This window comes from Gandjariella thermophila, from assembly GCF_005405885.1.
Lineage (GTDB): Bacteria > Actinomycetota > Actinomycetes > Mycobacteriales > Pseudonocardiaceae > Gandjariella > Gandjariella thermophila.
On the sequence record NZ_BJFL01000005.1, the window covers coordinates 45,017 to 59,713 of the forward strand.

The window sequence follows — 14,697 nt, forward strand, 5'->3', positions numbered from 1 at the left end:
AGCGCGATTCAGGCACGTGGGGGAGGGTGAGGTTCGCCCGATCTCGTTTCCGGCGGGACGTAGTCTGGAGAGCGTGCCCCTCCCGGCGGCCGTGTCTCGGCGGCCCGACTCCGGGTCAGGGGTTGTTCGCGTTCGCCCCGTGCGCTGGACCTGAACTACAGGGGGACCTGCGAAGTGAATCAGCCCGGACCGCTCCGTGGCCTGCTGCCCACCGTACTGACCGACAAGGCGCTGCGCGAGGTGGTCTCCTCCGCCGGCTCTCCGCTGCTGGAGGTGGAGGGCCCGGTCGCGGCGCGGCCGCTGGTGGTCGCCTCCCTGGCCGCGGCCGAGGACGCCGGCGGCGCGGACCGCCCGGTGCTGGCCATCACCGCCACCGGCCGGGAGGCCGACGACCTCGGCGCCGCACTCGGCGACCTGCTCGGGCCGGACGTGGTGGCCACCTTCCCGTCCTGGGAGACGCTGCCGCACGAGCGGCTGTCCCCGCGGGCGGACACCGTCGGCCGGCGGCTGGCCGTGCTGCGCCGGCTGGCCCACCCGGAGGAGGACCCGGCGGGGCCACTGCGCGTGGTGGTGGCCACGGTGCGCAGCCTGATCCAGCCGATGGCGCCCGGGCTGGGCGAGCTGGTCCCGGTGCACCTTTCGGCCGGCGCCGAGCACGACTTCGACCACCTGGTGGAACGGCTGGTCGAACTGGCCTACGCCCGGGTGGACATGGTGGAGAAGCGCGGCGAGTTCGCGGTGCGCGGCGGCATCCTGGACGTGTTCCCGCCCACCGCCGAACACCCGCTGCGGGTGGAGTTCTGGGGCGACGAGGTCAGCGAGATCCGCGCGTTCTCCGTGGCCGACCAGCGGTCCCTACCCGGCGAGGTCACCGCGTTCAGCGCGCCGCCGTGCCGGGAGCTGCTGCTCACCGACGCGGTCAAGGCGCGGGCCGCCGCACTGGCCGAGCAGCACCGGGCCGACGAGCACCTGGCCGAGATGCTGGACAAGCTGGCCGGCGGGGTGCCGTGCGAGGGCATGGAGGCGCTGATTCCGGCACTGTGCGACGGCGAGCTGCAACTGCTCCCGGACGTGATGCCCGAGGGCACGCACGTGCTGCTCGCCGACCCGGAGAAGATCCGTACCAGGGCGCACGACCTGGTGCGCACCGGGCAGGAGTTCCTGGAGGCCTCCTGGATGGCCGCCGCGGACGGTGGGCGGGCGCCGGTGGACCTCGGCGCGTCCGCCTACCGCAGCCTCGCCGACGTGGCCACGCACACCCGGGACGCCGGCCGCCCGTGGTGGACGCTCAGCCAGTTCACCACGGAGCAGGCGGCGGGCGGTGCGCTCCGCCTCGACCTGCGGCCGGTGGAGGCGTACCGGGGGGACGTGCAGCGGGCGTTCGCTGACCTGCGCGCGCACACCGCGACCGGCGGCGCCGCGGTGCTCGTGGTGCCCGGCGCCGGGACCGCGCAGCGAGCCGTGGAGCAACTGCGCGAGGCCGAGGTGGCCGCGCTGTTCGCCGAGAACGGCCTGGCCGACCCGCCGAAGCAGGCCACGGTCACCGTGGTCCGCGGCACCATGGAGGACGGCTTCGCCGCACCCGAGGTCGGCCTGGTGGTGCTCACCGAGACCGATCTCACCGGCGGCCGCGGCGGAACGTCCACAAGGGACATGCGGCGCATGCCGTCCCGGCGGCGCAACGCCGTCGACCCGCTGGCGCTCAAGCCCGGCGACTTCGTGGTGCATGACAAGCACGGCATCGGCCGGTACGTGGAGATGGTGCGGCGCACCGTGGCCGGCGCCACCCGCGAGTACCTGGTGCTGGAGTACGCGCCGAGCAAGCGCGGCCAGCCCGGTGACCGGCTGTTCGTGCCCACCGACCAGCTCGACGAGGTGTCCCGCTACGTGGGTGGCGAGCTGCCCTCGCTGAACAAGCTGGGCGGGTCCGACTGGCAGAACACCAAGGCCAAGGCGCGCAAGGCGGTCAAGCAGATCGCCGCGGAGCTGGTGCAGCTCTACGCCGCCCGGCAGGCCGCGCCCGGTCACGCGTTCGGCGTGGACACCCCGTGGCAGGCGGAACTGGAGGACGCCTTCCCGTTCGTGGAGACCCCGGACCAGCTCGCCGCGATCAACGAGGTCAAGGCGGACATGGAGAAGGCCGTGCCGATGGACCGGGTGATCTGCGGCGACGTCGGCTACGGCAAGACGGAGATCGCGGTGCGCGCCGCGTTCAAGGCGGTTCAGGACGGCAAGCAGGTGGTGGTGCTGGTGCCCACCACGCTGCTCGCCCAGCAGCACCTGAACACCTTCGGCGAGCGCATGCGGCCGTTCCCGGTGACCGTGAAGGGATTCTCCCGGTTCACGGACCCGAACGAGGCCGAGGAAACCGTCAAGGGCCTGGCCGACGGCGAGGTGGACATCGTCATCGGCACCCACCGGCTGCTGCAGACCGGCATCCGCTACAAGAACCTCGGGCTGGTCATCGTGGACGAGGAGCAGCGCTTCGGCGTCGAGCACAAGGAGCACATCAAGGCGCTGCGTACGCACGTGGATGTGCTCACCATGTCCGCGACGCCGATCCCGCGGACGCTCGAGATGAGCCTGGCCGGCATCCGGGAGATGTCCACCATCCTCACCCCGCCCGAGGAGCGGCACCCGATCCTCACCTACGTCGGCGCCTACGACGAGAAGCAGGTGGCCGCCGCGATCCGGCGCGAGCTGCTGCGCGACGGTCAGGTGTTCTTCGTGCACAACCGGGTCTCCACCATCGAGCGGGCAGCGCGCCGGCTGCGCGAGCTGGTGCCGGAGGCGCGCATCGTCACCGCGCACGGCCAGATGAACGAGGACAGGCTGGAGAAGATCATCCAGTCGTTCTGGGAGCGCGAGTTCGACGTGCTGGTCTGCACCACGATCGTGGAGACCGGCCTGGACATCTCCAACGCGAACACGCTGATCGTGGAGCGCGGCGACCTGCTCGGCCTGGCCCAGCTGCACCAGTTGCGCGGCCGGGTCGGCCGGGGCCGGGAGCGCGGCTACGCGTACTTCCTGTACCCGCCGGAGGCGCCGCTGACGGAGAACGCGCACGACCGGCTGGCCACCATCGCGCAGAACACCGAGCTGGGCGCGGGCATGGCGGTAGCCATGAAGGACCTGGAGATCCGCGGCGCGGGCAACATCCTCGGCGCCGAGCAGTCCGGGCACATCGCGGGTGTCGGCTTCGACCTGTACGTGCGGCTGGTCGGCGAGGCGGTGGAGGCGTTCCGCAAGCACGCCGGCGCGCCCGGCGAGGAGGCCGAGGAGGAGCTGGCCGAGGTCCGGGTGGACCTGCCGGTGGACGCGCACATCCCGCACGACTACGTGCCCGGGGAGCGGCTGCGGCTGGAGGCGTACCGGAAGATCGCCGCGGCCCCGGACGCCGCCGGGCTCGCCTCGGTGCGCGACGAGTTGGTCGACCGGTACGGCCCGCCGCCGGCGCCGGTGGAGCACCTGCTCGCGGTGGCCGCGTTCCGGCAGACCTGCCGCGAGCACGGGGTGACCGAGGTGGCCGTGCAGGGCAGCTCGATCCGGTTCGCCCCGCTGGACCTGCGCGACTCGCAACTGGTCCGGTTGAAGCGGCTGCACCCGCGCGCCGTCTACAAGGCGGCGGCCAAGATCGTGTCGGTGCCTCGGCCCACCGAGGGTGCCGCGGGCGGCCGGATCGGCGCGCCGCCGCTGCGGGACCTGCCACTGCTGGAGTGGTGCGGCAAGTTCCTCGAGTCGCTGGCCGCCAGCCCCGCCGCCGCGGCGACCGCCGGCCGGTAGGCGCACGGTGAGCTGGATCGCGTGGTGGGCTTCGTCACGGCTCGCGGCTGTGAGAGGGTGATGCGCCGTGACGACGAAGCCGCATCGGATGGTTCGCCCGGCCACCATTCGCTCGGGACGGTTCCTGGTCACCGCGGTAGCCGCGGCGGTGGGCGCGCTGCTCGCCGGGTGCGGGTCCGGCCCGTCCCAGGCCACCTCAGCGGTCATCGTGGGCAACACCGCGGTCTCCCTGGACATCGTGCAGCAGCGGGTGGACGCGGTGCTGGCCAAGGAGCCCGCCGCACAGCAACTGCAGCAGCAGCACAAGCTGGACCAGGTGTCCCGGCAGGTCGTGCAGATGGCGGTGTGGCACGAGCTGGCCCGGCAGGGCGCGGCGCGCGAGGGTATCACCGTGGACGAGAACCAGGTCTCCCAGCTGGTCGACCAGGCGGGCGGGGCCGAGCAGGCGTCCAGGGGCACCATCTACGACGCCACCACCTTCCGCGACCGGGCCCGCGACCAGCTGATCATGATGCAGCTCGGCAGGAAGTACCTGAACCGGCTCACCGTCACGTTCGACATCACCCAGGTCGGCAGCCGGCAGGCGGCGGTGGACAAGGCCAGGCAGCTCGCCGCGCAGCCCGATCAGGCTGCCCGGGTGCTGCAGGCCGACCAGGCCGCCGGGGTGCCGGCGGCGACCAACCAGAAGCTCACCGCGGCCGCCGCCCCGTCCTACGCGCTGCCGCTGTTCGGCGTCCGGCCGGGCACGGTGGTCGCGTACTCGCCGCAGGGCGACACCTCGCAATGGATCGTCGCGCTGGTGCGCGACCGGCACGTCGACCCCGCCACCCCGGCGAACGACGGGTCGGTGAGCCCGCAGGAGCAGCAGGACCCGAAGCAGCTCGCCCAGGTGGGGCTGCGGATGCTCGCCCCGCTCGGCGACGAGCTGGGCATCCGGATCAACCCGAGGTACGGCCTGTGGGACCCGGTCGGCATGGAGGTCGCGCCCAGCGCGGGCGAGGCGGAGGGCTTCGAGATCGGCCCTGCCGGACCCGCCACGTGACCGCACGCCCTCCCGCCGAGGCGGCCGGCGACACCGCCGAGGCACGCCTTCCCGCCGAGGCGGCCGGCGACACCGCCGAGGCACGCCTTCCCGCCGAGGCGGCCGGCGACACCGCCGAGGCACGCCTTCCCGCCGAGGCGGCCGACGATACTGCGGAGGCGTGGTGGTGACACTCAGCGACGGCTGCGTGGTGGTGCTGCTGCGCCCGCGTCTGGGTGCGGTGCTGCCGGCCGCGGCGGTGCCCGCGTTGCGCAGCGCGGCCAGCGTGTTCGCCGGTGCCGACCTGCCCGAGCCGGTGCGCTCCGCGCTCGGCGCGGACCCCGCACCGGACCGCGACGAGTTGCTGCGGCTCGCGGCCGAGTGCCCGGTCGCCGTGGTGGCCGGTGAACTGGACGAGCCGGCCGCCGCCGCGCTGCACGGTGCCGGAGCGGCGGTGCTCGGCACACCCGAGCCGGCCGGCGCCGGTCTGCTGGAGGCGGTCGCGGTGATGGACCGGCTGCGCTCGCCCGGCGGGTGCCCATGGGACGCCCAGCAGACCCACGACTCGCTACGGCAGTACCTGGTGGAGGAGACCTACGAGCTGCTCGAGGCGATCGAGGACGGCGACCGCGCGGCGCTGCGCGAGGAACTCGGCGACGTGCTGCTGCAGGTGCTGTTCCACGCCAGGATGGCCGAGGAGGACGAGGCCGACCCGTTCTCCGTGGACGACGTGGCCCGGGAACTGGTGACCAAGCTGGTCGGCCGGCACCCGCACGTGTTCGCCCCGGACGAGGTCACCGCCGGTGCGGAGACTCCGTGGTCGCACGGCCGGTGGGAGGAGCTGAAGCAGGCGGAGAAGCGCCGCGAGTCCAGTGTGGACGGTGTGGCGCTGGGGCAGCCCGCGCTCGCCCTCGCCGCCAAACTGGCGCAGCGCACCGGCCGCGCCGGGCTGCCCGCCGACCTGCTGCCCGGCACCGACGACGCGGGCGGTGTCGCGCCCGGCGCGGCACCCGGCGAGATGCTGTTCGCGGTGGCCGCGCTGGCCAGGCTCGCGGGCGCCGACCCGGAGGGCGAGTTGCGCGCGGTGGCCCGCCGGTTCGCCGAGGACGTGCGGGCGGCGGAGCGCGCCGCCCGGGCCGCCGGTGTCGACCCGGCCGGAATGTCCGCCGGCGACTGGCGCCGGTTCTGGCCGGCCCGCTGATCGCGCCGCGGGTTCGGGGCGGTTCGGCCGGCGCCGGGACCGCAGCGGGCGGATGTTCCAAGAACAGCACGAGTCTCGCCTCCGCCGCGTACGGTTCGCTACCGTATCGGCACCGAGGGCTGTCGAGGGGGGAGTCGGGTGTCCGACGTCGTGCAGGTGAGACTGCCCAGCGGTGACGTGGTCTGGGCGCGCGTGGCGGTCGAGGATGACGGGCCGGCCGATGTCGGCTTCGCCGACCGGAGCAAGGTCTACCACCTCGACGGGTTGGTCGAGACCGTGCGCGGCGTGGCGGAATCCATCCGCGACGGGTTACGCCATTTCCAGCCCGACGACGTCACGGTGCAGTTCGGGATCGAGGTGTCCGGGAAAACCGGCAAGGTGGTGAGCGTGCTCGCCCAGGCGGGGGCCAAGGCCACGCTCACCGTCACACTGAAGTGGAAGGGCGGCGGCGGGCGGGACGACCGCGCCGAAACGGTCGCCGCGTTCTCGGGCGAGGAGGAGCCGGACGGAAATTCCTCGGAGCATGACGGGAATTCCCCGGAGTCGGCCGGAAATTCCGCGGAGCCGGAAGCGGATTCCTCAGCGCCGGACGGAGGTTCGCCGCACGCGGCGGGAGCGGCCGAGCGATGAGCCCCGTCACCGACCTGACGGAGCACCTCCAGCGTTGCGTCGTGCGCCTGTCCGGCGGGGAGCTGCGCGGCGGCAGTGGTTTCTTCGTCGCCCCCGGGTACGTGCTGACCTGTGCGCACGTGGTCGACGGCGCGGTCGACCGGCCGGTGACGGTCACCTGGGACGGCAGGGACCACCGCGGCCGGGTGGTGTGGGCCGAGCCGCGCGGGGAGGCGGGCACCGCGGGCCCGGTCTGGCCCTATCCCGACCTGGCCGTGGTCCGCGTTCCGGTCGGCGGCCCGTGCGTGTGGTTGGCCGAGCGTCTGCCCGACTACGAGGCGGAACTGCTCGCCGCCGGCCACGCGCGGCTGTACGGGCCGCAGGAGGAACGGCGCACGGCGCAGCTCACCTCGGCCGGCCCGGTGGACCTCGGCACCGCGACCCTGCTGCGGCTCAGCGGCGACGAGTTGCCCGACGGGATGTCCGGCGGGCCGGTTCTCGATCTCACCACGGGCGAGGTGTGCGCGGTGGTGAAGACCGCGCGAGCGCGAAACGAGCCGCACGGCGGGGTCGCGCTGCCGATCGAGGCGCTGCGCGCGCTGCCGGCCGACCTGTTCCGCGAGTTGTGGCGCGGGCACGACCGCTACCACGCCTCGGACGGCCCGTGGCCGGGACTGCTCGACCGCCTTCCCGAGCGCCGCCCGCGCAGCGTCGACCCGCTGGCCATCGTGAGCCCCAACGGCTCCCATCCGGTGCTGCTGCCCAGCGAGATCAGCGAACTCCGGGGCCTGCTGGCCGACCTGCCGCCGGCCGACGACCTGTACGAGGTGTACCGGCTGGCCTGCGGACCGGCCGCGCCACGTCCGGAACTGTCACTGCGGGACCGCCGGGACGTGGTCCGCGCCCTGGACGACGTCGCCGCCGCCCCGCGCGGCGCGCTGCACCCGCTGCTGGCGTTCGCCGCGCTGACCGCCCACCGCTGCCAGCGGCCCGATGCGGCGGACCGGTTGCGCGCCTGGGCGCAGCGGGTGGCCACCCGTCTCGGCCAGCGGGCCGAACTCGCGCGGTACACGCCCGCCAGCCGCGGCGCCGCCGGGGAGGAGCCCGCGGCGGTCATCGCCAGGGTCGAGCCCAGCGCGCACGACCCGGACCGGTACCTGCTCACGGTCTGGCTGCACCGTGGCGACGGGGACGTGGAGAACCTCGCCAGCAGCGACGATCCCCGGCCGATCGGCGAGACGTGGCAGCGGCTGCGGAGCCTGCTGCCCGGCGCGCTGAACCAACTCGACGCCGGCCCCGACGTGATGGTCGAGTTCGTGTTGCCGCAGCGCCTGCTCAACGAGCCCGTGGACGAGTGGCAGGTGTGGCCCGGTCGACCGTTCGCGCGGCTCGGCAGGCGCCATCCGGTGGTGGTTCGCGCGCTGGGCGAGGACGACGATTCCTACAGCTTCAGCGAGGGCACCGCACGGTGGAAATGGCTGGTCGAGCAGGACACGGTGCCGTGGCACTGGATCGACTGCGAGGACAAGCGGGACCAGGAGGTCCTGTATGCCTGGTTCGAGGAATCCACCGAGCACGCCGCGCTGGGGCTGCCCGGCCCGCCGGACGTGGAGTTGGCCCGCGCCGCGCTGGAGGCCGGGCTGTTCGCCGGCCTGCGGGTCGCGGTGTGGCGGCGCACCTGGTGCCAGGACCACGCCGCCAGCGGCGTGGTCACCCGGCCGTGCGCGAGCGACCGGTTCCGGGAGGAGTTGAGCGGCGGCCTCGCCGGCGTGCCGGTGACCCGGCTGCCGCGCGCGGTCAAGGACCTGCGAAACGCGGCCGCGCAGGCGGGTCCGGAACATTGCGGCCACGGCGTCGTGCTGCTGTGGGATCTTGGAAGGCGGCCGGAGGCAGGCCAACCGCTCGTTCCTCTGGCGTGAAGGGAGCACAGGGGTGGAGGACTGGTGGATCTATCGCGGCACCGGCGAGCCGCACCCGGGCATCCTGCGGTTGCCCGCACCTCCGCCGTGGCGGGTGTTCGACGGTGGACCGCCGGTCGCCCCGCACGAGGGTAGCGACGCCGCGGTCCCGCGCCGGCTCGGCGACGCCCGCCGCGCGGTGACCTACCGGCCGCGCCGGGAAGAGGTCGAACTGGTCAACGCCGCCCTGTACCTGCGGCGACCGTTGCTGGTGACCGGCAAGCCGGGCACCGGCAAGTCGACGCTGGCCTACTCCGTCGCCCACGAACTGGCCCTCGGCCCGGTGCTTCGCTGGCCGATCACCAGCCGGGCCACCCTCCAGCAGGGGCTGTACGAGTACGACGCGATCGGCCGGTTACACGAGGCCAACCTCAGCGAGCACACCGGTGGCGGCGCGCGGGACTTGGGCATCGGGCGGTATCTCACCCTCGGCCCGCTGGGCACCGCGCTGCTGCCGTACGAGCAACCACGTGTCCTGCTGATCGACGAGATCGACAAGAGCGACATCGACCTGCCGAACGACCTGCTCAACATCTTCGAGGAAGGCGAGTACTCGATCCCGGAGCTGCGCCGGGTGTCCTCCGCCCATCCTCGGGTCGAGGTGCAGACGGCGGACGGCGGGCAGGTCGTCGTGGAGCGCGGCCACGTGCGTTGCCGCGCGTTCCCGTTCGTGGTGCTGACCAGTAACGGCGAGCGCGAGTTCCCGCCGGCGTTCCTGCGCCGGTGTCTCCGGCTGGACCTGCACGAACCGGATGCCGACCAGCTCGCCAGCATTGTCGAGGCACATCTCGGACCGGGTGCGAAGACGGCCAGCGACGATCTCATCGAGCGTTTCATCGGGCATCGGGAGCGTGGCACCCTCGCCACCGACCAGTTGCTCAACGCCATCTACCTCACCTCGACGGCCGCCGTCGAGCGCGGGCTGGGGCGGGAGGAACTCGCCGACATGATCCTGCGATACGTCGAGAGCGACGCGGGGCTGGGATGAGTCTCACCCGGCTCCTGGCCGTCCTGGAGAGCGCCGGCCTCGACCCTCAGCCCCGCGAGGTGGCCGAGGCGCTGTGGCTCGCCCCGCACCTTCGGCCGGGTGCCGCCCCGGGCAGTGGCGAGGACGCCGCCCGGTACCAATCCCCAACCGGCGGTCGAGGCGTGGGCGGCGGACCATCCGCCGCCCTCCCCGGCGGTGCCGGGGGAGCGGGCAAGCCGGCCGGCGCGGACCGCGGCCGGCCGGATCCGGCACCACCCGGCGACCAGCACCCGCTGCGCCTGCCCGCGCCGCGCGGCACCGCCACCGGCGAGGCGCTCCCGCTCCGGCTGCCCGCCGCGGACGCCCTGCCCGGCAAGCTCGCCCTCGGCCGGGCCCTGCGGCCACTGAAGCGCCGGGTACCCGACCGCCGCCGGCTCGCCGTCGACGAGGACCTGACCGCGACCCGGATCGCCGAGGAAGGCATGTGGCTGCCGGTGCTGCGCCCGGCCACCGACCGGTGGTTGGACCTCGCCCTGGTGGTTGACGCCGAACCGTCCATGGTGGCGTGGCAGCCGCTGATCGCCGAACTGCGCGCCCTGCTGGAGAACCTCGGCGCGTTCCGCGACGTGCGCACGTGGTCGCTGCACCCCACCGAGGGCGGCGGCCTCGGCCTGAGCCAGGGGACCTCGCGAGGGCGGCTGCGCCCGCCGGCCGAACTGGCCGACCCCACCGGCCGCCGGCTGATCCTGCTGGTGAGCGACTGCGTCGGCGGTCCGTGGCACAGCGGCGTGGTGGGCGCGCTGCTGCGACGCTGGGCGCGCGGCGGGCCGGTGGCGATCCTGCAGCCGTTGCCGCAACGCCTGTGGCCGCGCACCGGGCTGCGACCGGTGCGCGGGCGGCTGCACGCGCCGGCCGCTGGCGTGCCGAACGCGCGGCTGCGGTTCACCCGGCACCACCGCCGCCGTGCCGCCTCCCGGGACGCCGTGCCGGTGCCGGTGCTGCAGATCGAACCGGACTGGCTGGCTCCGTGGGCCCGGCTGATCGGCGCCGACGGCGGCGGCTGGATGGACAGCGCGGTGACGTTCGCCGCCCCGCCGCGGCCACCGGCCACGACCGAGCCGGTGCGCGCCGCGCCGAGCCGGCCCGCCGACCAGGTCACCTCGTTCCATGCCGCGGCCACCCCCGACGCGTTCCGGCTGGCCAGCTACCTGGCCGCGGTTCCGCTCAACCTGCCGATCATGCGCTTGGTGCAGCGGGTCATGCTGCCCGCGTCCCGGCCGAGTCACCTGGCCGAGGTGTTGCTCAGCGGCCTGCTGGTCACCGTGACCGGCGGCGAGGACACCCGGTACGAGTTCGCGCCGGGCGTGCGCGAGGAGCTTGCCGGCTACCTGCTGCGCAGCCAGGCCGGCCGGTTGCGGTCCGAGTTGTCCCGCTTCTTCGCCGAGCGGCTCGGTCTCAGCCCGCGCGAGTTCCGCGCGGCGGTGTCCACCCCGGAGGGGACCGGGGACGCCGGGTTGGCCACCGCCGGCCCGCCCCTGGGCCACCTGCCCTCGGCGATGCTGGCCCGCTGGGGTGGCCGCTACCGGGAGTTGACGGCGCTGTTCGAGGTCGACGGCCGGCCGCGGCAGACCGAGGCGAGCCCGTCCGACGCCGAACGCGCCGAGGAACTGGCCGCCGCGGCCGAGCACCTGCTCGCACCGGCCTGGGCGGAACTGCTCGGCCTCGACGACCGGCCGCCGCGGCCCGGGGCGCCGGGGTCCGGTGCCGAAGGCGGGTCCTTTCCGCGCGAGGTCCTGGATGACGTGGAAGAAGCGATTCGGTTGTATCGGCAGGCGCTTGCCATCGGGGGGCACCGGGCACGGCTGCTGGCCGGCCTGGTTCATGCGTTGCGAATTCGCCACGAACTGACCAATAGCCTGGCCGATCTACACGAAGCGCTTGCCATTGGCGGCCAGGCGCTGGACCTAAGGGTGGAAAACGGTCACCTGGACGAAGCGGCCATGTGCGCCGATCTTGCCGACCTCCGACTGGTGCGGTTCCATCAAGGCGGTAAGGCGGGTGACCTGGACGAGGCGGTGCGACTGTCGCGAACCGCGGTCGACCTCACACGACACGACGACCCGGCTCGATCAGCGCGTTACACCGCATTAGCGCGCGCGTTACGGCTGCGGTTCGACCGGACCCGTAGGCTCAACGACCTGGACGAGGCGATGAACGTGTACCAGCAGGCTCTGGCGACCGCAGGCTCGCGGGCAGTACCCCACCTGCTCGCCGAGCTCGCCGGAACACTGCGGACGCGCTTCGAACACGCAGGAAGCCCGCGAGACCTGGACGCGGCTCTCGCGACGCAGCGCAGGGCGGTGGACGCCGTGACCGACGATCCCCAGCGGTGGCGCTTCATCGCCGACCTTGCCGATCTGCTGCGCATGCGTTTCGAGGCGGGCGGGACGCGGCGCGACCTCGACGAGGCGGTGAGCCTCTACCGCATGGTGGTGCTCCAGGCGCCGCCGGGAGCCGGGCAGGTCCGGGCGTTACGCGCGCTGTCCAGCGCCGCCGCGACCCGCTTCCAGCACACTGGCGAGGCCGCGGACCTGGACGAGGCGGTGGATCTCAACCAGCGCGCGGCCGAGACCAGCAGCGTCGGCGACCCCGAGCACGCCAGGAACCTGTCCACCATGTCCGCGCTGCTGCGCACCCGGTTCGAGCGCGGCGGCCACCTCGACGACCTGGACCGGGCGGTTCGCGCCGCCAGGCAGGCGCTGGAGTCCACCCCCAGCTACCACCCCGACCACGTCGGCTATCTCGAGGAACTGGGCAGGGTCGCGCGGATCCGCTTCGAGGCCGTCGGCGACCCCCTCGACCTGATCGAGGCGATCGACGCCTTCCAACGGGCCGCCGACCTGGTCCCGGCCGACCATCCCGGGCGCGCCCGGTACCTCACCGAACTCGGTGCCGCGCTACGGCTGCAGGCCGACGCCGGCCTCACCGGCGGCGACCTCGGCCGGGCGGTGCGGGTGCTCGCCGAGGCCGTCGCGCTCACCTCGGCGGACGACCCGGAATACCCGCGCCGGGCGGTGCTGCTGGCCCGTGCGCGGGTGCTCGCCGGGCTGCCCCCCGACGACGCCCTGGCCGCGTGCCACGACGCGATCCGGGCCAGCGCCCGCGTTCTCGGTGAGGACCACCCGGACATCCTGCGCGCCCGGCTCGAACTCGGCAGAGTGCTGCTGCGTGCCGGGCACCTCGCCGAGGCGGCCGGTGAACTGTCCGCCGCGTCCGCGGCTTCGGCCAGGGTCCTCGGCGCGGAACATCCCACCACGCTGGCCGCGCGCTTCCACCACGCCGGCGCGCTGGCCAGGCAGAGACGGCCCGCCGAAGCCGCTCGGGAACTCGCCGAGGTGCTCGAGATCCAGACCCGGGTGCTCGGCGCCGAGCATCCCGACACGGTGGCCAGCCGGGCGGCATTGGACGCGTTGGAGCAGCCGAGATGAGCATGGCACGGGGGGACGGCGAGGCGCTGCGGGCGCCGGGTCTGGGCGAGGCGGATGATCCGCGCGGGCACGACCGCCCGCCCGGCGGCGGGCGCGGCGGCGCCGCGCGGACCGGCCGGCTGCGCCGGCTGCTGGGACTGCTGGCCCGGCTGCTCCCGAGGGACCGGGCCTACTTCCGCAGATGGGTGCCGCTCGGTGTGGTGATCGGCGCGGTCGCCGGGTTCGGCGCGATCGCCCTGCGCGGGCTGCTGGATCTGGTCACCCACGGCCTGCTCGGTGAACTCTCCGGCTTCCACCCCGCGACGGTGGCCGCCGACGGCGGTGCCCACCCGGCCAGCGGGATCGGCCGGTGGTGGGCCGTGCCCCTGGCCGTCGCCGGCGGCGCGCTGGTCAGCGCGCTGCTGGTGCGGTGGCTGGCGCCGGAGACCAGCGGGCACGGCACGGATGCCGCGATCGACGCGATCCACCACGACCCGAAGGGCATGCGCAGCCGGGTGACGGTCGTGAAGATGGTGGCGTCGGCGCTCACTCTCGGCTCGGGTGGTTCCGGTGGCACCGAGGGCCCCGCCGCGCAGATCTCCGCGGCCTTCGGGTCCGTGGTGGCCCGGGTGTTCCGGCTCACCACCGAGGAAGCCCGGACCGCGGTGGCGGCCGGACTCGCCTCCGGTGTCGGCGCGGTGTTCCGGGCGCCGTTCGGTGGTGCGCTGCTCGGCGTCGAACTGCCCTACCGGCGCGACATGGCCGGCGAGATGCTGGTCCCCTCGCTCATCGCGTCGATCGTGGCGTACCTGGAGTTCGGTGCGGCCTACGGTTTCGGCGCCATGTTCGGCGACCACCCGGCCCTCGCGGTGGCCGTGTACCAGTTGCCACTGTTCCTGGTGCTCGGCGTGCTGGCCGGGCTGACCGCGCGCTGCTTCTGCTGGGCGTTCTACCGCGCCAAGGCGGCCTTCGACGGGTGGGGGAGGGTTCCCTCGGTGCTGCGGCCCGCCGTGGCCGGCCTGGCCGTGGGCGCCTTCGGGTTGCTGCTGCCCGAGGTGCTCGGCACCAGCTACGGCGTCGCCCAGTCGACGATGGACCGGTACTGGCTGCTCGGCACGTCGCTGTGGGTGGTGCTGGCCTTCCCGCTCGCGAAGATCCTCGCCACGTCGCTGACGGTCGGTTCGGGCGGTTCGGGCGGGGTGTTCGGTCCCGGCATGGTGATCGGGGCGGGGGTGGGCGCGGCGTTCTGGCGGCTGCTCGCGTACACGCCGATCCCGCTACCCGATCCGGCCGTCTTCGTCCTCGTCGGGATGGCCGCCTGCCTCGGTTCCGCGATACATGCGCCGGTGGCGGTGACGGTGATGGTCGCCGAGGTGACGGGCAGCGCCGGAGCGCTCTTCCCCGCCATCCTCGCGGTGGCAGCGGCCACGCTTGTCGTGGGCGATGTGAGCCTTTACCGGAGCCAGCCGCACAAACGGACGAGTGTGGCGGAAGCGGATCCCGCGCCCAATCCTCCTGCCGGTGTAACCGCAGCCCTCAATGGGCACGCCGAGCGGAGTCAATTCGATCCCGGGATGGTTTCTCCGGTACCCGTGCCGGACGAGCTGACGAAGCCGGGTTGCCGATTCCCGGGCGGTGCCACCGCTTGACGGATCAACGACCAAACTGGGCGCCCCGCCTGTTAGTGTGCT

The 14,697-nt window shown here is 73.9% G+C and carries 9 protein-coding genes; all 9 read left to right on the top strand.

All coding sequences use genetic code 11. The features are described from left to right. Nucleotides 1-174: 174 nt before the first annotated feature. The 9 genes from mfd (at nucleotide 175) to FFT21_RS07455 (ending at nucleotide 14,655) form a co-directional block, all read left to right on the top strand. The gene (mfd, locus tag FFT21_RS07420; RefSeq protein WP_137813029.1) at nucleotides 175-3,783 is read left to right on the top strand and encodes a transcription-repair coupling factor; all 3,609 of its coding nucleotides are present in this window, start codon (nucleotides 175-177) and stop codon (nucleotides 3,781-3,783) included. 67 nt (nucleotides 3,784-3,850) lie between these two features. Further along, the gene (locus tag FFT21_RS07425) at nucleotides 3,851-4,825 is read left to right on the top strand and encodes a hypothetical protein (RefSeq protein ID WP_225978178.1); all 975 of its coding nucleotides are present in this window, start codon (nucleotides 3,851-3,853) and stop codon (nucleotides 4,823-4,825) included. Next, the gene (locus FFT21_RS28800) at nucleotides 4,822-4,995 is read left to right on the top strand and encodes a hypothetical protein (RefSeq protein ID WP_153816544.1); all 174 of its coding nucleotides are present in this window, start codon (nucleotides 4,822-4,824) and stop codon (nucleotides 4,993-4,995) included. The genes FFT21_RS07425 and FFT21_RS28800 overlap by 4 nt, the downstream gene beginning before the upstream one ends. Next, nucleotides 4,989-6,005 carry a nucleoside triphosphate pyrophosphohydrolase gene (locus FFT21_RS07430; protein ID WP_225978179.1) on the top strand — a complete coding sequence of 339 codons (1,017 nt, stop codon included), beginning with the start codon at nucleotides 4,989-4,991 and terminating at the stop codon, nucleotides 6,003-6,005. Before FFT21_RS28800 ends, FFT21_RS07430 begins: the two co-directional genes overlap by 7 nt. A gap of 138 nt (nucleotides 6,006-6,143) precedes the next feature. After that, a complete protein-coding gene (locus FFT21_RS07435) occupies nucleotides 6,144-6,635 on the top strand; it encodes a CU044_2847 family protein (protein ID WP_137813030.1) in 492 nt (163 codons plus the stop codon). Next, nucleotides 6,632-8,533: a VMAP-C domain-containing protein gene (locus tag FFT21_RS07440; protein WP_137813031.1), complete on the top strand. Its 1,902-nt coding sequence runs from the start codon at nucleotides 6,632-6,634 to the stop codon at nucleotides 8,531-8,533. Before FFT21_RS07435 ends, FFT21_RS07440 begins: the two co-directional genes overlap by 4 nt. 13 nt (nucleotides 8,534-8,546) lie before the next feature. Beyond that, nucleotides 8,547-9,560, top strand: a complete 1,014-nt coding sequence (locus tag FFT21_RS07445; RefSeq protein ID WP_137813032.1) for an AAA family ATPase — start codon at nucleotides 8,547-8,549, stop codon at nucleotides 9,558-9,560. Further along, nucleotides 9,557-13,027 (top strand): tetratricopeptide repeat protein, encoded by a 3,471-nt coding sequence (locus FFT21_RS07450; protein ID WP_137813033.1) that lies wholly within the window; start codon nucleotides 9,557-9,559, stop codon nucleotides 13,025-13,027. The genes FFT21_RS07445 and FFT21_RS07450 overlap by 4 nt, the downstream gene beginning before the upstream one ends. Further along, on the top strand, nucleotides 13,024-14,655 hold the full coding sequence (locus tag FFT21_RS07455) for a chloride channel protein (RefSeq protein WP_137813034.1): 1,632 nt from the start codon (nucleotides 13,024-13,026) through the stop codon (nucleotides 14,653-14,655). Before FFT21_RS07450 ends, FFT21_RS07455 begins: the two co-directional genes overlap by 4 nt. The last annotated feature ends 42 nt before the right edge of the window (nucleotides 14,656-14,697 follow it).